The sequence below is a fragment of the Streptomyces sp. NPDC018693 genome (assembly GCF_044391385.1).
Taxonomy (GTDB): Bacteria; Actinomycetota; Actinomycetes; order Streptomycetales; family Streptomycetaceae; genus Streptomyces.
Genome location: NZ_JBIRZZ010000022.1, coordinates 21,487 through 41,255 on the forward strand (window position 1 = coordinate 21,487; position 19,769 = coordinate 41,255).

At 71.9% G+C, this 19,769-nt stretch carries 13 protein-coding genes and 1 pseudogene; 7 read left to right on the forward strand and 7 right to left on the reverse strand.

The window, feature by feature from the left end; translation table 11 throughout:
• Positions 1–47: 47 nt before the first annotated feature.
• Entirely contained in the window at positions 48–1,025 is a 978-nt protein-coding gene (locus ACH5AC_RS35025) for a helix-turn-helix transcriptional regulator (protein ID WP_398866351.1), read from the reverse strand.
• Between the two features lie 153 nt (positions 1,026–1,178).
• Between ACH5AC_RS35025 and ACH5AC_RS35030 the strand changes: the two genes are divergently transcribed.
• On the forward strand, positions 1,179–2,771 hold the full coding sequence (locus ACH5AC_RS35030) for a sodium-dependent transporter (RefSeq protein ID WP_398866353.1): 1,593 nt from the start codon (positions 1,179–1,181) through the stop codon (positions 2,769–2,771).
• On the forward strand, positions 2,771–2,914 hold the full coding sequence (locus tag ACH5AC_RS35035) for a methionine/alanine import family NSS transporter small subunit (protein WP_398866354.1): 144 nt from the start codon (positions 2,771–2,773) through the stop codon (positions 2,912–2,914). The genes ACH5AC_RS35030 and ACH5AC_RS35035 overlap by 1 nt, the downstream gene beginning before the upstream one ends.
• Before the next feature lie 89 nt (positions 2,915–3,003).
• Here the strand turns inward: ACH5AC_RS35035 and aceE are convergent, their stop codons facing one another.
• From aceE to ACH5AC_RS35060, 5 genes are all read right to left on the reverse strand, one after another.
• Positions 3,004–5,706 (reverse strand): pyruvate dehydrogenase (acetyl-transferring), homodimeric type, encoded by a 2,703-nt coding sequence (gene aceE, locus ACH5AC_RS35040; RefSeq protein WP_398866355.1) that lies wholly within the window; start codon positions 5,704–5,706, stop codon positions 3,004–3,006.
• 291 nt (positions 5,707–5,997) lie between these two features.
• Positions 5,998–6,630 carry a GntR family transcriptional regulator gene (locus ACH5AC_RS35045; protein WP_398866356.1) on the reverse strand — a complete coding sequence of 211 codons (633 nt, stop codon included), beginning with the start codon at positions 6,628–6,630 and terminating at the stop codon, positions 5,998–6,000.
• 255 nt (positions 6,631–6,885) lie between these two features.
• Positions 6,886–8,670 carry a 2-oxoglutarate dehydrogenase, E2 component, dihydrolipoamide succinyltransferase gene (gene sucB / locus ACH5AC_RS35050; protein ID WP_398866357.1) on the reverse strand — a complete coding sequence of 595 codons (1,785 nt, stop codon included), beginning with the start codon at positions 8,668–8,670 and terminating at the stop codon, positions 6,886–6,888.
• Between the two features lie 71 nt (positions 8,671–8,741).
• A complete protein-coding gene (lpdA, locus tag ACH5AC_RS35055) occupies positions 8,742–10,130 on the reverse strand; it encodes a dihydrolipoyl dehydrogenase (protein WP_398866358.1) in 1,389 nt (462 codons plus the stop codon).
• Positions 10,131–10,395: 265 nt separating this feature from the next.
• Positions 10,396–11,934 carry a leucyl aminopeptidase gene (locus tag ACH5AC_RS35060; RefSeq protein WP_398866359.1) on the reverse strand — a complete coding sequence of 513 codons (1,539 nt, stop codon included), beginning with the start codon at positions 11,932–11,934 and terminating at the stop codon, positions 10,396–10,398.
• Positions 11,935–12,307: 373 nt separating this feature from the next.
• Here ACH5AC_RS35060 and ACH5AC_RS35065 point away from each other — a divergent pair, with 373 nt between their 5' ends.
• The 5 genes and pseudogenes from ACH5AC_RS35065 (at position 12,308) to ACH5AC_RS35085 (ending at position 18,894) form a co-directional block, all read left to right on the forward strand.
• On the forward strand, positions 12,308–14,335 hold the full coding sequence (locus tag ACH5AC_RS35065) for a hypothetical protein (RefSeq protein ID WP_398866360.1): 2,028 nt from the start codon (positions 12,308–12,310) through the stop codon (positions 14,333–14,335).
• A 120-nt stretch (positions 14,336–14,455) separates the two neighbouring features.
• The gene (gene pelF, locus ACH5AC_RS35070) at positions 14,456–15,979 is read left to right on the forward strand and encodes a GT4 family glycosyltransferase PelF (RefSeq protein WP_398866361.1); all 1,524 of its coding nucleotides are present in this window, start codon (positions 14,456–14,458) and stop codon (positions 15,977–15,979) included.
• On the forward strand, positions 15,976–17,439 hold the full coding sequence (locus ACH5AC_RS35075; protein ID WP_398866362.1) for a hypothetical protein: 1,464 nt from the start codon (positions 15,976–15,978) through the stop codon (positions 17,437–17,439). The genes pelF and ACH5AC_RS35075 overlap by 4 nt, the downstream gene beginning before the upstream one ends.
• Positions 17,436–17,939: pseudogene (locus tag ACH5AC_RS35080) on the forward strand (spherulation-specific family 4 protein); the annotation flags it as partial. The gene ACH5AC_RS35075 and the pseudogene ACH5AC_RS35080, both read left to right, overlap by 4 nt.
• A 160-nt stretch (positions 17,940–18,099) precedes the next feature.
• The gene (locus ACH5AC_RS35085; RefSeq protein ID WP_398866363.1) at positions 18,100–18,894 is read left to right on the forward strand and encodes an endo alpha-1,4 polygalactosaminidase; all 795 of its coding nucleotides are present in this window, start codon (positions 18,100–18,102) and stop codon (positions 18,892–18,894) included.
• A gap of 20 nt (positions 18,895–18,914) precedes the next feature.
• Here ACH5AC_RS35085 and ACH5AC_RS35090 read toward each other — a convergent pair whose 3' ends face one another.
• On the reverse strand, positions 18,915–19,712 hold the full coding sequence (locus tag ACH5AC_RS35090) for an adenosylcobinamide-GDP ribazoletransferase (protein WP_398866364.1): 798 nt from the start codon (positions 19,710–19,712) through the stop codon (positions 18,915–18,917).
• Positions 19,713–19,769 lie beyond the last annotated feature (57 nt).

Sequence of the window (19,769 nt, forward strand, 5' to 3'; positions counted from 1 at the left end):
ATCGTCCCTCCGGCCGTGGTACGCACCCGGAAGTGCCGGGGAATCCCTCAGCCGCGGCCGTACAACCGGGCGAGCCGGGCCGCGTCGTCCCGCATCCGGCCGCGCAGGGACGCCGGGGAGAGCACCTCCGCGTCCGGGCCCAGCGCGGTCAGCTGGGTGTGCGCCACCTCCTCGGACTCCACCGGCAGCGTCACCGTCAGCCACCCGTCCGCGTCCGGCTCGCCCGCCGCCGCCAGCGCCTCCCGCGCGGCGAGCGGATCGACGGTGTGCCGCAGCCGGCGCACCCCCGACTCCGTCAGCCGTACGACGACCTCGGCGCGCAGGATCGACCGGGCGAACCGCTCCGCCTGCCCCTCCCAGAACGCCGGCAGATCGAAGTCCGCGTCCCGGCCGAAGCGCTTCTCGCGGGGCTCCACGGCGGTGAACCGCTCGATGCGGTACGTACGGAAGGAGGTGCCGCCGGTCACCCGCGCGCACAGGTACCAGACGCCCGCCTTCAGTACGAGCCCGTACGGCTCCAGCTCCCGCTCGACGGCGTCGTCCCCGCGCCGGTAGCGGGCGCCGATCCGCCGGTCGTCCCACACCGCCTCGGCGACCACGGGCAGCAGCTCCGGCGTCCGGGGCTCCTGGAACCAGGCGGGCGCGTCCAGATGGAACCGCTGGGCCGCACTGCGCGGCGCGTCCCGCAGCGACGGCAGCAGTGCGGCCGACACCTTCAGCCGCGCCGCCGACGCCGCGTCCTGAAGTCCCATCTCCCGCAGCGCCCCCGGCACCCCCGACAGGAACAGCGCCTCGGCCTCACCGCGCGCCAGCCCCGTCAGCCGCGTCCGGTACCCGCCGACCAGCCGGTACCCGCCGGCCCGCCCCCGGTCGGCGTACACCGGCACCCCCGCCTCCGACAGCGCCTGCGCGTCCCGGGTCACGGTCCGCTCGGACACCTCCAGCTCCCGGGCGAGCTCGGCCGCCGTCATGGACGGCCGGGACTGCAGCAGAAGCACCATCCTGATGAGCCGCGCGGCACGCATGACCGTCATTCTGCCGGGTGCGTCACCTGCCTGGCCGCACACACCCTGTGGCAGACCCTGAACCGCTGTTAACGTCGATCAGGATCCAGGTTTCCCTTCAAGGTTTCACAGTTCAGCGGTTCAATCGGGACGTCCCTGAACGAGGACACGCATATGGCGAAACAACCGGCGAACCACCCCGCGCGACAGCCCCGAGAGCAGTGGGCCACCCGCACCGGATTCCTGCTGGCGGCCATCGGCTCCGCCATCGGACTCGGCAACATCTGGCGCTTTCCGGCCGTCGCCTACGACAACGGCGGCGGCGCCTTCCTCCTGCCGTATCTCATCGCCCTGCTCACGGCCGGTATCCCGCTGCTCATCATGGAATACGCGATCGGGCGCAGATACCGGACCTCACCCCCCGCCGCGCTGCGCCAGATGGCCCGGCCCGCCGAAATGCTCGGCTGGTGGCAGGTGGCGATCTCCTTCGTGATCGCCACCTACTACGCGGTGATCATCGCCTGGGCGGTCCGCTACGTCGGCTTCGCCGCCGACCAGGCATGGGGCGACGACCCCGAGGGCTTCCTCTTCGGCACCTTCCTCAAGGCCGCCGACAGCCCCGGCTTCGTCTCCGGATACGTCTCCGGCGTGCTGTGGCCGCTCATCGCCGTCTGGGTGGTGGTGCTGGTCATCCTGGCGTTCGGCATCCGGCGCGGCATCGAGAAGGCCAACAAGGTCTTCATCCCGCTGCTGGTGGTCTTCTTCGTCGCCCTGGTGATCCGGGCGCTCACCCTGGACGGCGCCGCGGAGGGCCTGGACGCCTTCTTCACGCCCGACTGGTCCGAACTCGGCAACGGCAGCGTGTGGGTGGCCGCCTACGGCCAGATCTTCTTCTCGCTGTCCATCGGCTTCGGCATCATGGTCACCTACGCCTCCTACCTGCGGCGCCGCGCCGACCTCACCGGCTCCGCGCTGGTCGCCGGGTTCTCCAACAGCTCCTTCGAGATCCTCGCCGGCATCGGCGTGTTCGCCGCGCTGGGCTTCATGGCGCAGAGCGCGGGCGTGCCGGTCGACCAGGTCGCGACCGCCGGGCTCGGCCTGGCCTTCGTGGCCTTCCCGACGATCATCTCCGAGATGTGGCTGGGCGGGCTCTTCGGCGTCATCTTCTTCGTGTCGCTGGTGATCGCCGGGCTGTCCTCGCTGATCTCCATCGTGCAGGTGGTCGTCTCCGCCGTGCAGGACCGCACCGGCATGCACCGCATCCCCGCCGTCTTCGGCGTCGGCGGCGCCGTGGCCGTGGCCTCCATCCTGCTGTTCCCGACCAACGAGGGCGTCTATCTCCTCGACGCCTCCGACCACTTCATCAACCAGTACGGCATCGCGCTGGCCGCACTCGTCGGCGTGATCGCGGTGGCCTGGTTGATGCGGAAGCTGCCCGAACTCCAGCGGGACGCCGACGCCACCTCCGCCGTGCACCTCAACCACTGGTGGCGGATCTGCCTCGGCGTCATCACCCCGGTGGTCCTCGGCTGGATGATGGTCGACAGCCTGCGCGACGAGTTCGACGAGAACTACGAGGGCTACTCCACCGAGTTCCTGCTGGGCGCCGGCTGGAGTGTGGCGATCGGCGCGCTGCTGGTCGGCGTGCTGCTCTCCCTCATCCCCTGGAAGGCGGCCCGGGGCGGGCTCATCGACCTCGACATGGAGACCGCCGACGAGGCGGAGGCCCATCGAAAGCACCGACGGCCCGGAGAGGGGGACCGCTGATGTCCGCGAGCGCCGTCATCATGATGATCATCGCGATCCTGATCGTATGGGGCGGCCTGACCGCCGCCATCATCCAACTCCGCCGCCACCCCGATCCGGGCCCTGAACCGGACGAGGCGAGGATCCCTCCGGCAGAGGGCTGAACACAGCTCGGCGCCGCCGCGGCGGAAGGGAGTGTGCCGGCCCAGAACCGGCCAGGCACTCCCCTCCGCCGCAGCGGCGCCTCGATGTCCTACAGGCCGTACTTCTCGCGGGCTTCCTTCACGGCCGTCGCCTTGACCTCGCCCCGCTTCGCGAGCTGCGCCAGCGCCGCCACGACGATCGACTGCGCGTCGACGCCGAAGTGGCGGCGGGCCGCGTCACGCGTGTCCGACAGGCCGAAGCCGTCGGCGCCGAGCGAGGAGTAGTCCTGCTCGACCCACTGCGCGATCTGGTCCGGGACCTGACGCATGTAGTCGGAGACGGCCAGCACCGGCCCCTCGGCACCCTGCAGCGCCTGACGGACGTACGGCACCCGCTCCTCGCCGCGCAGCAGCGCCGCGTCGGCCTCCATGGCGTCGCGCCGCAGCTCGGTCCAGGAGGTCGCGGACCACACGTCGGCGGCCACACCCCACTCCTCGGCGAGCAGCTTCTGCGCCTGAAGGGCCCAGTGGATCGCCGTACCGGAGCCGAGCAGCTGGATGCGCGGCGCGTTCGCGGCCGCGGCCAGCCCCGCCGACTCCGCCGTGTTGAAGCGGTACAGGCCCTTGACGATGCCCTCGTCGATCCCGAGGCCGGCCGGCTTGGCGGGCTGCGGCAGCGGCTCGTTGTAGACCGTCAGGTAGTAGAAGACGTCCTGGTCCTCACCCGGCTTGGCCTCGCCGTACATCCGGCGCAGGCCCTCACGGACGATCACGGCGATCTCGTAGGCGAACGCCGGGTCGTACGTCAGCGCCGCCGGGTTGGTCGCGGCGATCACCGGGGAGTGGCCGTCCGCGTGCTGCAGGCCCTCACCGGTCAGCGTCGTACGGCCGGCCGTGGCGCCGATGAGGAAGCCGCGGCCGAGCTGGTCGCCGAGCTGCCACATCTGGTCGGCCGTGCGCTGCCAGCCGAACATCGAGTAGAAGATGTAGAACGGGATCATCGCCTCGCCGTGCGTCGCGTACGACGACGCGGCGGCGATGAAGTCGGCCATCGAACCGGCCTCGGTGATCCCCTCATTGAGGATCTGGCCGTTCTTGGCCTCCTTGTAGTACATCAGCTGGTCGCGGTCCACCGGCTCGTACGTCTGGCCCTTGGGCGAGTAGATGCCCAGCGACGGGAACAGCGACTCCATGCCGAAGGTGCGCGCCTCGTCGGGGACGATCGGCACCCAGCGCCTGCCGGTCTCCTTGTCGCGGACCAGGTCCTTCACGAGCCGGACGAACGCCATGGTCGTCGCCACGTTCTGCGAGCCCGAGCCCTTGTCGAAGGAGGCGAACGCCTTCTCCGCCGGGGCGGGCAGCGGCGCGACCGGGTGGACGCGGCGGGCCGGGGCCGGGCCGCCGAGGGCCGCGCGGCGCTCCTGGAGGTAGCGGACCTCGGGGGCGTCGGCGCCCGGGTGGCCGTAGGGGACCTGGCCGTCGACGAAGGCGCTGTCCGCGATCGGCAGCTCCAGCAGGTCACGCATGGTCTTGAACTCGTCCACCGTCAGCTTCTTCATCTGGTGGTTGGCGTTCTTCGACGCGAAGCCCTCACCGAGGGTGTGGCCCTTGACCGTCTGGGCCAGGATCACGGTCGGCGCGCCCTTGAAGTCCAGGGCTGCCTTGTAGGCGGCGTAGACCTTGCGGGCCTCGTGGCCACCGCGCGACAGGTGGAAGCACTCCAGGATCTTGTCGTCGCTCAGCAGCTTCGCCATCTCGGCGAGCGCCGGGTCCTTGCCGAAGAAGTCCTCGCGGATGTAGGCGGCGTCGCGGGTCTGGTACGTCTGCACCTGCGCGTCCGGTACCTCACGGAGCCGGCGTACCAGCGCGCCCGTGGTGTCGAGGGCGAACAGCTCGTCCCACGCCGTGCCCCACAGCGTCTTGACGACGTTCCAGCCGGCGCCGCGGAACTGGGCCTCCAGCTCCTGCACGATCTTGAAGTTCGCGCGGACCGGGCCGTCGAGGCGCTGCAGGTTGCAGTTGATGACGAAGGTCAGGTTGTCCAGGCCCTCGCGGCTCGCCAGGGCGAGCGCCGCCGTGGACTCGGGCTCGTCCATCTCGCCGTCGCCGAGGAACGCCCACACGTGCGAGGCGGAGACGTCCTTGATGCCGCGGTTGGTCAGGTAGCGGTTGAAGCGCGCCTGATAGATCGCGGAGAGCGGGCCGAGGCCCATCGACACCGTCGGGAACTCCCACAGCCAGGGCAGACGGCGCGGGTGCGGGTACGACGGGAGGCCGTTGCCGCCGGACTCCTGGCGGAAGTTGTCGAGGTGGTGCTCGCCGAGCCGGCCGTCGAGGAAGGCACGGGCGTAGATGCCGGGGGAGGCGTGGCCCTGGATGTACAGCTGGTCGCCGGAGCCGTCCCCCTCCTTGCCCTTGAAGAAGTGGTTGAAGCCGGTCTCGTACAGCCAGGCCGCGGAGGCGAAGGTGGCGATGTGGCCGCCGACGCCGTACTTCGAGCCGCGGGTCACCATGGCGGCCGCGTTCCAGCGGTTCCAGGCGGTGATCCGGCGCTCCATCTCCTCGTCACCGGGAACAGCGGGCTCCGCGGCGGTGGGGATGGTGTTGACGTAGTCGGTCTCGAGGAGCTTCGGCAGCGCGATGCCGTTGCCCTCGGCGCGCTCCAGCGTGCGGCGCATCAGGTACGCGGCACGGTGCGGCCCGGCCGCCTTGGCGACCGCGTCCAGTGAGGCCCGCCATTCGGCGGTCTCCTCCGGGTCACGGTCGGGGAGCTGGTCGAGCGCGCTCGGCTGGATGGCGTTGGGGTCGGTCATGTCGCCGCCTTCCTCAGTCGAAGGGGGTTCCCTCATCGGTAAGGGTTCGGGGGTGCCCTTTGTCTTTGGCAGGACAGGGCTGAGGCTTGGGTGGCAAGCCACCGGCGACTGTAACCCCCTGATCGATGATCGATCAAAGGGTTGACGGGGAAAACCTCTTGATCACGACAAAGTCGGCACGCGGTGCCTCCAGCGGTGGCACCGGGTGACGCGGTTAACGCAGGTTTGCGCAGGTGAGCGGGCGTTTGAGCGGGGGTCTGCTCTGGTGTTCGGGCCCGGATCCAGCCCGCGTCACTCGCCCTCGTGCCGCGGCGCGCAGCCCAGGACGTGGGCCTTCACCAGGTCCGCGATCCTCGGGTCGTGGCGGCGGAACGCCTGGACCAGTTCCTCGTGTTCCTCGGCGTACGACTGCTGCACGGTGCCCAGCCAGCGGATCGACAGCGCGGTGAACACCTCGATGCCCAGGCCCTCCCAGGTGTGCAGCAGCACGGAGTTCCCGGCCGCCCGCACCATCTCCCGGTGGAAGGCCACCGTGTGCCGTACCTGCGCCGTGCCGTCCGACCTGCGGTCCGCCTCGTACAGCGCGGTGACGTGCGACTCCAGGGCCGAGCAGTCCGCCGCCAGCTTGTGCGCCGCCAGCTCCGCCGCGATCGCCTCCAGACCGGCCCGGACCGGGTAGCTCTCCTCCAGGTCGGCCGCGGTCAGGTTCCGCACGCGGACGCCCTTGTTCGGCGCCGACTCGATCAGTCGCAGCGACTCCAGCTCGCGCAGTGCCTCACGCACCGGCGTCTGGCTGACCTCCAGCTCGGAGGCGATCCGCCGCTCCACGATCCGCTCGCCCGGCTTCCAGCGCCCGCTCACGATCCCCTCCACGATGTGCTCGCGGATCTGTTCGCGCAGCGAGTGGACGACGGGCGCGGTCATGAGGGCTCCTTAGGGAGGGCTTTGACGCTTAGACAATAAGGCCGGTGCGCTCCGCCGGAGGGGCTGACGGGGGTGCTTTGGTGCAGGTGAGACGAGACTTACACGGGGGGCCGGGGCGCCCAGTGGGTCGGTTCGTCTGCCGTCGGGCGGCTGCGGGTTGTCGGTGGCTGGTCGCGCGGTTCCCCGCGCCCCTAACGGGTCGGTGCCCCGCCCGGAGATTTCCGGGCAGGGCACCGACTGTTGCCGTGATGGGGGTTACAGGCCCAGCTCGACCTCGAACTCGCCCGCCTCCAGGATCGCCTTGACGGCGGTCAGGTAGCGCGCGGCGTCGGCGCCGTCCACCAGGCGGTGGTCGTAGGACAGGGTCAGGTACGTCATGTCGCGGACGCCGATGACCGTGCCCTCCTCCGTCTCGATGACGGCCGGACGCTTGACCGTGGCACCGATGCCGAGGATCGCGACCTGGCCCGGCGGCACGATGATCGTGTCGAACAGCGCGCCGCGCGAACCGGTGTTGGAGATGGTGAAGGTCGCACCGGCCAGCTCGTCCGGCGTGATCTTGTTGCCGCGGACCTTGCCCGCCAGGTCGGCGGTGGCCTTGGCGATACCCGCGATGTTGAGGTCGCCGGCGCCCTTGATGACCGGGGTCATCAGGCCCTTCTCGGAGTCCACCGCGATACCGACGTTCTCGGTGTCGAAGTAGGTGATCGTGCCCTCGGCCTCGTTGATCCTGGCGTTGATGACCGGGTGGGCCTTCAGCGCCTGGGCCGCCGCCTTCACGAAGAACGGCATCGGGGAGAGCTTGACGCCCTCACGCGCGGCGAAGGAGTCCTTCGCCTGGTTGCGCAGCCGCATCAGCTTGGTGACGTCGACCTCGACGACCGAGGACAGCTGGGCCATCTCCTGGAGGGCCTTGACCATGTTGTCGCCGATGACCTTGCGGATGCGGGTCATCTTGACGGTCTGGCCGCGCAGCGGGGAGACCTCCAGGGCCGGGGCGGCCTTCTTGGCGGCAGGCGCGACCGGGGCGGCAGCGGCCGGAGCCGGAGCGGCGGCAGCGGCCTTGGCGGCCTCGGCGGCGGCCATGACGTCCTGCTTGCGGATACGACCGCCGACGCCGGTGCCCTTGACGGCGGCCAGGTCGACGCCGTTCTCGGCGGCGAGCTTGCGCACCAGCGGGGTGACGTAGGCACCCTCGTCGGTCGGCTGGGCGGCGGCGGGCGCGGCCGGGGCGGCGGCCGGAGCCGGAGCGGCCGGCGCGGGCGCCGGGGCCGCGGGGGCCGCGGGGGCGACCGGGGCCGGAGCGGCGGCGGCCGGGGCGGCGGGAGCCGGGGCCGGGGCAGCGGGAGCGGCCGGGGCGGGAGCCGGAGCCGGGGCGGCCGGGGCCGCGGGCGCGGCGGCGGCCGGAGCGGCACCCGGGGCGCCGATGACGGCGAGCTTGGCGCCGACCTCGGCGGTCTCGTCCTCGCCGACCACGATCTCCAGCAGTGTGCCGGAGGTGGGGGCCGGGATCTCGGTGTCGACCTTGTCCGTCGACACCTCCAGCAGCGGCTCGTCGGCCTCGACCGAGTCGCCGACCGACTTCAGCCAGCGGGTGACGGTGCCCTCGGTGACGGACTCGCCCAGCGCGGGCAGGACCACGTCCGTGCCCTGGGCGGTGCCGGCGCCTGCGGCGGCCTCGGCGGTGGGCGCCGGGGCGGGGGCGGCCTGCTCGGTGGACGGCTGGGCGGCCGGGGCCGGCTCGGGAGCCGGCGGCGCGACCTGCTCGGCAGCGGGGGCCGGGGCGGCAGCGGGGGCGCCCGTGCCGTCGTCAATGACGGCCAGCTCGGCGCCGACCTCAACGGTCTCGTCCTCGGCGACCTTGATGGAGGCGAGGATGCCGGCGGCGGGGGAGGGGATCTCGGTGTCGACCTTGTCCGTCGACACCTCCAGCAGCGGCTCGTCGGCCTCGACGCGCTCGCCCTCGGCCTTCAGCCAGCGGGTGACAGTGCCCTCGGTGACGCTCTCGCCGAGCGCCGGAAGGGTTACGGAAACCGCCATGGTTTCGGTTGCTCCTTACGAATTACGGAAGTCTGTGTCGTCGCGTTCGACGTGTTTCGACCGAGGGTCGGTCAGTCGTGCGAGTGCAGCGGCTTGCCCGCCAGGGCCAGGTGAGCCTCGCCGAGCGCCTCGTTCTGCGTCGGATGGGCGTGGATGAGCTGGGCGACCTCGGCCGGCAGCGCCTCCCAGTTGTAGATCAGCTGGGCCTCGCCGACCTGCTCGCCCATGCGGTCGCCGACCATGTGGACGCCGACCACGGCACCGTCCTTGACCTGGACGAGCTTGATCTCGCCCGCGGTCTTGAGGATCTTGCTCTTTCCGTTGCCCGCCAGGTTGTACTTCAGAGCGACGACCTTGTCCGCGCCGTAGATCTCCTTGGCCTTGGCCTCGGAGATACCGACGGAGGCGACCTCCGGGTGGCAGTACGTCACCCGCGGGACACCGTCGTAGTCGATCGGGACGACCTTCAGACCGGCAAGACGCTCCGCAACCAGGATGCCCTCGGCGAAGCCGACATGCGCGAGCTGGAGCGTGGGGACCAGGTCACCGACGGCGGAGATGGTCGGGACGTTGGTGCGCATGTACTCGTCGACGAGGACGTAACCGCGGTCCATGGCGACCCCGGCCTCCTCGTAGCCCAGGCCCTGCGAGACCGGGCCGCGGCCGACGGCGACCAGCAGCACCTCGGCCTCGAACTCCTTGCCGTCGGCCAGGGTGACCTTGACGCCCTCGGCGGTGTACTCGGCCTTCTGGAAGAAGGTGCCGAGGTTGAACTTGATGCCGCGCTTGCGGAAGGCGCGCTCAAGAAGCTTGGAGGAGTTCTCGTCCTCGACCGGGACGAGGTGCTTCATGCCCTCGATGATCGTGACGTCCGCGCCGAAGGACTTCCACGCCGAGGCGAACTCGACGCCGATGACACCGCCGCCCAGGATGATCGCGGACTTCGGGACGCGGTCCAGGACGAGCGCGTGGTCGGAGGAGATGATCCGGTTGCCGTCGATCTCCAGGCCCGGCAGCGACTTCGGCACGGAACCGGTGGCCAGGAGGACGTGGCGGCCCTGGATCCGCTGACCGTTGACATCGACGGAGGTCGGCGAGGACAGTCGGCCCTCACCCTCGATGTAGGTCACCTTGCGGGAGGCGACGAGCCCCTGCAGACCCTTGTACAGGCCCGAGATGACGTCGTCCTTGTACTTGTGCACACCCGCGATGTCGATGCCCTCGAAGGTGGTCTTGACACCGAACTGCTCGCTCTCGCGGGCCTGGTCGGCGACCTCGCCCGCGTGCAGCAGGGCCTTGGTGGGAATGCAACCCCGGTGCAGGCAGGTGCCGCCGACCTTGTCCTTCTCGATCAGGGCGACGTCCAGGCCCAGCTGCGCCCCGCGCAGGGCCGCGGCGTAACCACCGCTACCACCGCCGAGGATCACTAGGTCGAAAACGGTGCTGGCGTCGTTCGCCACGTCACGTCCTCCATGCATGTGCGCCGTACGCCGGTCGTCGGTGACCGGTCGGCGGCTGGTGTCCGGCCGCTCTTTGCTTCGGCCCTGTGGGTGGGGCCCTGTCCTGCCGAGCCCCATCTTCGCACTAGTCCCGCCGAACCGAGACGCCGGGCCGGTGTGTGAGACACCCCACTACAACCCGCAGGGGCGCGGGGAACTGCGCGACCAGCTCCCCACGCCCCTGCACTCGCCCTACGACGGAATGAACCGGGCTTCCAGGCGAAAATCAGCCCAGATCCCCCGCGGCGGTCAGCTCGGCAAGTCGAACGAGCGTACGAACCGCAGACCCCGTCCCGCCCTTCGGCGTGTACCCGAAGACCCCGCCCTCATTGAACGCGGGCCCCGCGATGTCAAGGTGCGCCCAGGTGATCCCCTCACCCACGAACTCCTTCAGGAAGAGCCCGGCGACCAGCCCGCCCCCCATCCGCTCACCCATGTTCGCGATGTCGGCCACCGTGGAGTCCATCCCCTTGCGCAGATGCTCCGGCAGCGGCATCGGCCACGCCGGCTCCCCGACCTCCTCGGCCGCCTCCACGATCGCGGAGCGGAACGCGTCGTCGTTGCCCATGACACCGAACGTCCGGTTGCCCAGCGCCAGCATCATCGCCCCGGTGAGCGTCGCCACGTCCACGATCGCGTCCGGCTTCTCCTCCGACGCCGCCCACAGCGCGTCGGCCAGCACCAGCCGGCCCTCCGCGTCCGTGTTGAGCACCTCCACCGTCTTGCCGCTGTACATCCGCAGCACGTCACCCGGACGGACGGCGGTCCCGGACGGCATGTTCTCGGCGAGCGCCAGCCAGCCGGTGACGTTCACCTGAAGGCCGAGCCGCGCGGCGGCGACGACCGCGGCGAACACGGCGGCCGCACCGCTCATGTCGCACTTCATCGTCTCGTTGTGCCCGGCCGGCTTCAGCGAGATGCCGCCCGAGTCGTAGGTGATGCCCTTGCCGACGAACGCGAGGTGCTTGTCCGCCTTCGCGTGCGTGTAGGTCAGCTTCACCAGGCGCGGCGCCGCGGCGGAGCCCCCGCCGACGCCCAGGATGCCGCCGTAGCCGCCCTTGGCCAGTGCCTTCTCGTCGAGCACCTGCACCTTGATGCCGTGCTCCTTGCCGGCCGCCTGCGCGATCGCGGCGAACGCGGCCGGGTGGAGGTCGTTCGGCGGGGTGTTGATCAGGTCGCGGGCGCGGTTCAGCTCCTCGATGACGGCCGTGGCGCGGGCGATCGCGCCCTTGTGGGCGGCGTCGCGCGGCTTGCCGCCGAGCAGCGCGGCCTCGGCGAGCGGCGCCTTGCCGTTCTTGGCCTTGGGGCCGCCCTGTGCCTTACGGCCTTCCTCCTTGTACGTGTCGAAGGAGTACGCGCCGAGCAGGACGCCCTCGGCGACCGCCCCGACGTCGCCGGCGTCGGCCAGCGGCAGGGCGAAGGCGGCCTTCTTGGACCCGGCGAGTGCGCGGGCGGCGACACCGGCCGCCCTGCGCAGGGCCTCGGCGTCGTAACCCGCGTCCTTCTCGGGCTCACCGCCCAGCCCCACCGCCACCACGAGCGGCGCCTTGAAGCCGGCCGGCGCGGGCAGCTTCGTCACCTCGCCTTCGGCGCCGGATGCGCCGAGGGTCTCCAGAACGCCGGCGAGCCGTCCCTCGTAGGCATTGTCCACGGCCTCGGCGCCCGGGGCGACAGCCGGGCCCTTCGCGCCCTTGGCGACACCGATCACGATCGCGTCGGCCCGCAGGCCGGGCGCCGCGGCGGTGCTGAGAGTGAGAGCAGTCACGGTGGTGAAATCTCGCTTCCGATGTGAAGTTGCTGTGGTCGAGCGGAGTGGGTCGACCGGGCCCGACAGCCGACCCTAGAGCGGGGCCTCGGGAGCGGTCGCACGGGGTCGTCCCCTCCGGCGCGGCGAACCGGTGGAGGAAGCCCCGTCATGAGCCTACGCGTGCGTGGGCGTCCGCTCATTCCTGCGAGTGTTCACCCGTGGGTGGTGTCGTGGCCATTTCCCGATCCTTGCGTTCCATGAGGTGGGTCACACTCGTCGGGTTCGGTGCAGCGACCGGCTCACCGCGTTGCGTGATTTCCATGGATCTGCCGCGATACGTCCACGACCGGACGTCCGTCCGCGGATCCATTTTCTGGGGGAGGGACAGACCATGGCGCAGCACGCGCATGGACGGAGCAGAGGGAGAAGGGCCGCCGCGGTGGCGGCGGCGACCGGACTGCTGACGGCACTGGGGGTGGGGGCCCCGGGCGCCTCGGCGGCGGGGGAGCCGCGGATCGACCTCAGGGTGCTGGTGGTCGACAACGGGGACAGCCCCGTCCAGGCGATCACCGCCCAGCTCAGGAGCAGCGGCATCCCGTACACGACCGTGAACCTCAACGACCCGAACCGGCCCACTGTGAACGCCGCCTTCCTCAGCGACACGGTGGGCGGCACCCCGCGGGCGAAGTACCAAGGGGTGGTGCTGCCCAACGAGGCTCCCTTCGGCCCCGGTTCGGCCGAGCAGACCGCGCTGGAGACGTACGAGCGGACGTACGGCATCCCCCAGGTGGACGCCTACACCTGGGCGCACCCGGAGGTCGGCCTGGAGTACAGCTCGTACGCCGGCTCGCTCGACGGGCGCCCGGCGACCGTCACCGCGGCCGGGCGGTCCGGCTGGTTCGGCTACCTCGACGGCACCTTCGCGCTGGAGGACAACTCACCGGATGTTCTGGAGAGTTACGGCTATGTGGCCGCGCCCCGCGAGGGCTTCACCAGCTACGTCGACGTGTCCGCGGGCGGCACCACCGGCAGCCTGGTCGGCGAGTACGCCCACGACGGGCGCCGCGAGCTGGTGGTCACCTTCGCCTACAACCAGTACCAGCAGCAGTTCCGGCTGCTGGCGCGCGGCATCGTCGAGTGGCTGACCCAGGGCGTCCACCTCGGCCGGACCCGCAACCACTTCGCCGTCCACGTCGACGACGTGTTCGCGCCCGACGCCCGCTGGGACACCGAACGCAACTGCACCCCGGGCGACTTCGACTGCGTCGGCGGCGACGGCGAGGGCACCGAACCGATCCGGATGACCGCCGACGACGCGGCCTACGCCGCCCAGTGGCAGACCCGGCACGGCTTCATCATGGACATGGTCTACAACGCCGGCTCCGGCGAGGAGTGGAAGAGCGAGCACGGCGGCAGCGACCCGCTCACCGACCGGCTGCTCGCCGACAGGGCCAGGTACCGCTGGATCAACCACACCTACACCCACCCCTTCCTCGGCTGCGTCCAGGACACCTCCACCGTGCCCTGGAGCTGCGCGAAGAACGCCGACGGCTCCACCCAGTACATGAGCCGCCCGGAAATCTCGGCCCAGATCCGCAACAACCACAACTGGGCGGTGAACAAGGGCCTTCCGCTCGACCGCACCGAGCTGGTCACCGGCGAGCACTCGGGCCTGCGCACCCTGCCCCAGCAGCCCGACGACAACCCCCACCTGGCCGGCGCCCTCGCCGACAACGGCATCAAGTGGACCGGCTCGGACAACTCCCGCGAGCCCGAACAGCGCGCCGTCGGCAAGGCACTGACCGTGCCCCGCCACCCCATGAACGTCTACTACAACGTCGGCACCAAGGCGGAGATGGCCGACGAGTACAACTGGGTCTACACCTCCCGCGCCGACGGCGGCAGCGGCGTCTGCGAGGACAACCCCTCGTCGACCTGCATCACCCCGCTGGACACCGCCACCGGGTACGACGACTACATCGTCCCCATGGAGGCCCGCACCGCCCTCGGCCACGCCATCTCGGGCGACCCGCGCCCGCACTACGCCCACCAGTCCAACCTGGCCGAGGACCGCATCCTCTACCCGGTCATGGAACGCGTCCTCGCCGACTACCGCGCGCTCTTCGCGGACAACACCCCGCTGCAGAACGTCCGCCAGTCCGCCATCGGCACCGAGCTGAAGAACCGCGCCGCCTGGCAGGCCGCCGTCGCCGCCAACAAGGTCACGGCGTACCGCATCGGCACGACCGTCACGGTCACCGCCCCGTCCGGCACCCAGATCCCGGTGACCGCCCCCGAGGGCACCCGAAAGCAACTGCTCCTCGGCACCACGGTCTTCGGCACACCGTACGCGGGGGCCCGCTCGGACTGGACCACCCCGGCGGCGCTGCAGTCCTCGCTCACTTTGAAGCTGCCGTAAGCGGCAACGCCCCAAGGGGCGCGGGGAACTGCGCGACCAGCCACAACGAGACCCGCACCCGGCCTCCGGCCAGCAGTTCCCCGCACAAACATCCGCAAACAGGGGGGAAGCCGCGCAGCGATGTCGCGTACAGGCCGCCATGTCACCATGCTCACGGAGGGCACCTATCCGCACGTCCACGGCGGGGTCAGCACCTGGTGCGACCAACTCGTCAAGGGCATGCCCGAGGTCGACTTCCACCTCGTCTCGCTCACCGGCACCGGCCGCGAACCCGTCACCTGGGAGCTGCCGCCCAACGTCTACCGCCACACCTCCGTACCGACCTGGGGCCGACGCCCCGGCCGCGCACGAGCGCCCCTCGGCCGGGCCCGCCGCCGCTTCGTCGACTCCTACGAGCGGTTCCTGCTCTCCTTCCTCGACCCCGACGCCCGCTGCGACTTCGGCACCGCCCTGTACGAACTGGCCGAACTCGCCCGCGACGGGCGGCTGTCGGCGGCGCTGCGCACCGAGACCGCGCTGCGCTCCCTGATGTGGACATGGACCATGCCGCATCTGCCGACCGCCGCCGCCCACCCCACCGTGCACGACGCCCTGATCGCCACCGACCTGCTGGAACACGCCCTGCGCCCGCTCGGCACCCCACTGCCCGAGGACTGTGTCGCGCACGCCGTCAGCAGCGGCCTCGCCACCCTCCCCGCGCTCGCCGCCCACCACTTCGAGGGCGTGCCCTTCCTCCTCACCGAGCACGGCATCTACCTGCGGGAGCGCTACCTCGGCTATCGGCGCGACGCCCAGCGCTGGCCCGTGAAGGCGTTCATGCTCGCCTTCTACCGTGAACTGAACTCACACGGCTACCGGGCCGCCGACCTGATCACCCCGTGCAACCAGTACAACCGCCGCTGGGAGGAGCGCGGCGGCGCCGACCCCACCAGGATCCGCACGGTCTACAACGGCGTCGACCCGCACGCCTTCCCGCACGCCGGCCCCGAGCCGGAGGTCCCCACCCTCAGCTGGTGCGGCCGTATCGACCCCATCAAGGACCTGGAGACCCTGCTCCGTGCCTACGCCCTGGTCCGCACCCACCTCCCCGAGACCCGCCTCAGGCTGTTCGGCCCGGTACCGGCCGGCGGCGAGGCGTACGCGACCCGCCTGGAGAAGCTCGCCGCCGAACTCGGCGTCACCGACGGCCTCACCTTCGAGGGCCGCATCAGCGAGGTCCGGCGTGCCTACGCCGCCGGCCACATCGTGATGCTCTCCTCCATCTCCGAGGGGTTCCCCTTCTCCATCATCGAGGCCATGTCCTGCGGCCGTACGACGGTCTCGACGGACGTCGGCGGTGTCCGCGAGGCCGTCGGCGACACCGGCCTGGTGGTCCCGCCGCGCGAACCCGAGAAGATGGCCGCCGCCGCGCTCACCCTCCTGAAGGACCACGAACGCCGCCTGGCCCTGGGCGAGCTGGCCCGCCAGCGCGTCATCGACCGCTTCACCCTCAAACGCTCGGTCGACAACTTCCGCACCATCTACCGCGAGCTGGCCGGACAGCCCGAGGTCTACGAGCCGACCGTCGAGACGGTCGCCGACTGGACCCTCGAACTGCGCGACCCCTGGTACGCGGCCGTCGCGACGGACGGAACCGACTGGTGAGCGGCTCCCTCTGGCTGCCCCCGGGCGCCCGCCCCATCACCCTGCCCTCGCTCCCGCGCCGGCGCGCCCCCACCGGCCGGCCCGGACCCGACCCCATCGACGAACTCGCCGACCGCCTGGCGGACTTCGTCGGGGCCGCCGTCCACCCGGACGAGGTGGCCGCCCTGCTGGAGTCCGACGGCCTGTCCGACGACCAGATCCGCGAACGCTACGGCGTGAAGAACTCCTTCGCGCTCGCCGAGGAACTCTACGAACGCGTCCCACGCAGCCACCCCGAACCCGACGGCCCGCCCCACGACCCCTGGCGGGCCGGCCTGCTGGGCTGCCTCCTGCGCGGCCTCGTCGTCGCCCTCCCCGGTCTCGCCTACGTCCTCGGCGCACCCCTGCTGGCCGGCCCCCGGGGCGACCTCGGCCTCCCGGCCGGCACGGTGCCGCTGCTCGCGGGCGCGCTGTGCGGCTGGAGCTGGAACCAGGGCCTGTCCCACCGCGCGTACACCTGGCTCGGGCTCGGCGACCGGGCCGCCGCCCGCCGCTGCCTCCTGGTCGGCGCACCCGCGGGCGCCCTGCTCGGCTCCCTGGTCGCCCTCGCCGCGACCGGACCGGCCCACCCGGCCGCCCTCGTCTTCGCCGTCGGCCAGTCCTGCTACCTGGGCGCCTCGACCACCCTGCTGGTACTGGGCCGCGAGAAGCTCCTGCTGGCCGCGCTGGCACCGATGGCGGCCGGCGCGGTGGTCGCCCTCGTCCACCCCGTCCCCGGGCCGCTCCGACCGCTCCTGCTGCTGGGCTCACTGGCGGCGGTGATGATCCTCGGCCTGCGTGAGGTCCGGCCGACCCTCCAGGAACTGGGAGAGCTGTTCACACGGGACCGCACCGGCTCCCCCTGGCCGACCGCGTCCCTCCCGTACGCCCTGTTCGGCCTCGGCAGCGGTGTACTCCTGCTGTACGCCGCCCTCGGCGACGTCCTCGCGGGGGAGTCGGCCGGCGCGCTCGCCGCGCCCGCAGCCGTGGCCCTGACCCTCAGCATGGGCCCCGCCGAGTGGCTGCTGCACCGCTTCCGCAGCGGCAGCCTGGCCGGCCTGCGCTCCACCGGCACCGCCCGCGCCCTCCGCCGCACCACGGCCCGTACGGTCATCGCCTGCCTCACGGGCTACCTCCTGGTCCTCCTCACCCTCGCCCTCCTCACCTCCGCCCTGTGGCCGCACTCCCCGGGCCTGGCCGGCGTCCGCCTGACCGGGCTGCTCCTGCTGGGCGTCGTCCTCTGGACGGGGCTGCTCCTGCAGTCCTTCGGCGCGATCCTCGGGGCCACCGCCATCGCCTGCACCGCCGCCCTCACCCAGACGGCGGCCCTCCTGTCCCACCTCCCCCCACACTCGGTCGCCCTGACCGTCTACGGCGCCGCCGCCACCGCCCAGGCCGTCCTGGTCTGCGCCCTCCTGGGAAGGGCGACCGCACACCGATGAGCCCCCGCCCGAGCGGCACTCTCCTCGTGCCGTACTACGAGCACCCCGACGTCCGCCCCGCCGAGTGGGCGGCGATCCTGGGGGCCGCCCCGCGGCTGCACGGCGTCGTCCTCAACCCGGCCAGCGGTCCCGGCACGGCCCCCGACCCGGCCTTCGCGCAGGTCGCGGCCCGGCTGCGGGCGGCGGAGGTGCGGGTGTTCGGCTACACCGACACCGCCTACGGTCGCCGCCCGCCCGCCGAGATCGCCGGCGACCTCGCCCGCCACCACGCCTGGTACGACACCGACGGCGCGTTCCTCGACCAGGTCGCCTCCGGCCCCGACGAGCTGCCGTACTACCGGACCCTGGCCCGCGCGGCCCGCTCCGCCGGCTGCACCAGCCTCGTCCTCAACCCGGGCACCCGGCCCCACCCCGCCTACGCCCGCATCGCCGACGTCCTGGTGACCTTCGAGGGCCCCTGGACGACGTACCGCACGCTCCGCCCCGACCCGGGCACGCCCGCCCCCCTGGACACCCGCGAGTGCCACCTCGTCCACGGCGTCCCGGCGGACGCCGACTGCGCGGCCCTTGCGCGCTTGCTCGGGGCCCGGATCCACTGTGCGTGCCCGGCACGGGAGATCATCCTTGGGGTACGTTGCCGCACACCCTGGAGCCGTTCCGTTGAGACGCCCGATACCGCTCGCCGCCGCCCTGCTCGCCCTGCTGCTCGCAGGCTGTACGACGACCCCCGACGAGGACGACGAACGGCCCCCGGCGGAGCGCTGGCGGCCCAGCCCCGGCACGGCCTGGCAGTGGCAGCTCAGCGGCCGCCTCGACACCTCCGTGGACGTGCCGGTCTACGACATCGACGGCTTCGACCACTCCGAGGCGACCGTCGCCGCCCTGCACGACGACGGCCGCAAGGTCATCTGCTACCTGTCCACCGGCGCCTGGGAGGACTGGCGCCCGGACGCCGACGAGTTCCCCGAGGCGCTGCTGGGCAAGGGCAACGGCTGGGACGGCGAGCGCTGGCTCGACATCCGCCGCACCGACGTCCTGGAGCCCCTGATGGCATCCCGCCTCGACATGTGCCGCGACAAGGGCTTCGACGCGGTCGAGCCGGACAACATGGACGGCTACCTCAACGACACCGGCTTCCCGCTGACCGCCGCCGACCAGCTCCGCTACAACCGCCTGGTCGCCCGCCTCGCCCACGACCGCGGGCTGTCCGTCGGCCTCAAGAACGACCTCGACCAGATCCCCGAACTGCTCGACGACTTCGACTTCGCGGTCAACGAGCAGTGCGCCCAGTACGACGAGTGCGAGACCCTGAGCCCCTTCATCGAGGCGGGCAAGGCCGTCTTCCACGTCGAGTACGAACTCCCCACCAGCCGCTTCTGCGCCGAGTCGCGCCGCCTGAAGCTCAGCTCACTGCTGAAGAAGTACGAGCTGGGGGCGTGGCGCCGCGCCTGCTGAGACCCGCCCGGGACCGGGTGTCAGGAGCCCAGCGCCATGACCACCAGCGCGGCCGTCGCCGCCGTCTCCGCCAGCCCGCCGAACACGTCTCCGGTGACCCCGCCGAAGCGGCGCGTGCAGTGGTGCAGGAGCACTTCGGCGGCGGCCACGGCGAGGGCGACGGCGAGGGCGGTACGGACACCGTCGTACGGCCCGAACAGCGTGCCACCCGCCCCGGCCGCGCAGGCGACACAGACGGCCGCGACCCCGACCGCCCCCGCCACCGGCACCGCACCCGCGACCGCCGCCCCCAGCCCCTCCGGCCGGGCGGCGGGCACCCCCGTCCGCGCCGCCAGGGTGAGCGCCAGCCGGGCCGCGACCGCCGAGACCACGGCCGCGAGGGCGCCCCGCGCCCAGGAGCCGTCGTAGAGCTGCGCCAGCACGGCCACCTGGGCGAGCAGGACCAGGACGATCGTGAGCACTCCGAAGGGCCCGATGTCCGACTGTTTCATGATCCGCAGCGCGTCCTCGGCGGGCTTCCCGCTGCCCAGCCCGTCCGCGGTGTCCGCGAGCCCGTCCAGATGCAGGCCACGGGTCAGTACGGCGGGTACGGCGACGGAGGCCACCGCGGCCAGGAAGGGTCCCGCGCCCGAGGCGAGCAGCAGCAGGCCGAGCGTCGCCGCGCAGCCGCCGACGACCAGGCCGACCGCCGGCGCGGCCAGCATCCCGCCGCGCGCGGCCCCTCGGTCCCAGCGGTGGACCCGGACGGGCAGCACGGTGAGCGTGCCGAAGGCGAAGCGCAGGCCGTCGAGGGAGGAGCGGGGCGGGGTGTCGGTCACCGGCGCAGGGTAACCGGCGCTCGGCCGGGCTTCATCGGCGGCCGGGGATGCGGCTGG

Excerpts from the sequence above, each read along its gene's own strand:
- ACH5AC_RS35025 (WP_398866351.1), bottom strand. The coding sequence starts at position 1,025 with ATGCGTGCCGCGCGGCTCATCAGGATGGTGCTTCTGCTGCAGTCCCGG.
- ACH5AC_RS35030 (WP_398866353.1), top strand. The coding sequence starts at position 1,179 with ATGGCGAAACAACCGGCGAACCACCCCGCGCGACAGCCCCGAGAGCAG.
- ACH5AC_RS35035 (WP_398866354.1), top strand. The coding sequence starts at position 2,771 with ATGTCCGCGAGCGCCGTCATCATGATGATCATCGCGATCCTGATCGTA.
- aceE (WP_398866355.1), bottom strand. The coding sequence starts at position 5,706 with ATGACCGACCCCAACGCCATCCAGCCGAGCGCGCTCGACCAGCTCCCC.
- ACH5AC_RS35045 (WP_398866356.1), bottom strand. The coding sequence starts at position 6,630 with ATGACCGCGCCCGTCGTCCACTCGCTGCGCGAACAGATCCGCGAGCAC.
- sucB (WP_398866357.1), bottom strand. The coding sequence starts at position 8,670 with ATGGCGGTTTCCGTAACCCTTCCGGCGCTCGGCGAGAGCGTCACCGAG.
- ACH5AC_RS35065 (WP_398866360.1), top strand. The coding sequence starts at position 12,308 with ATGGCGCAGCACGCGCATGGACGGAGCAGAGGGAGAAGGGCCGCCGCG.
- pelF (WP_398866361.1), top strand. The coding sequence starts at position 14,456 with ATGTCGCGTACAGGCCGCCATGTCACCATGCTCACGGAGGGCACCTAT.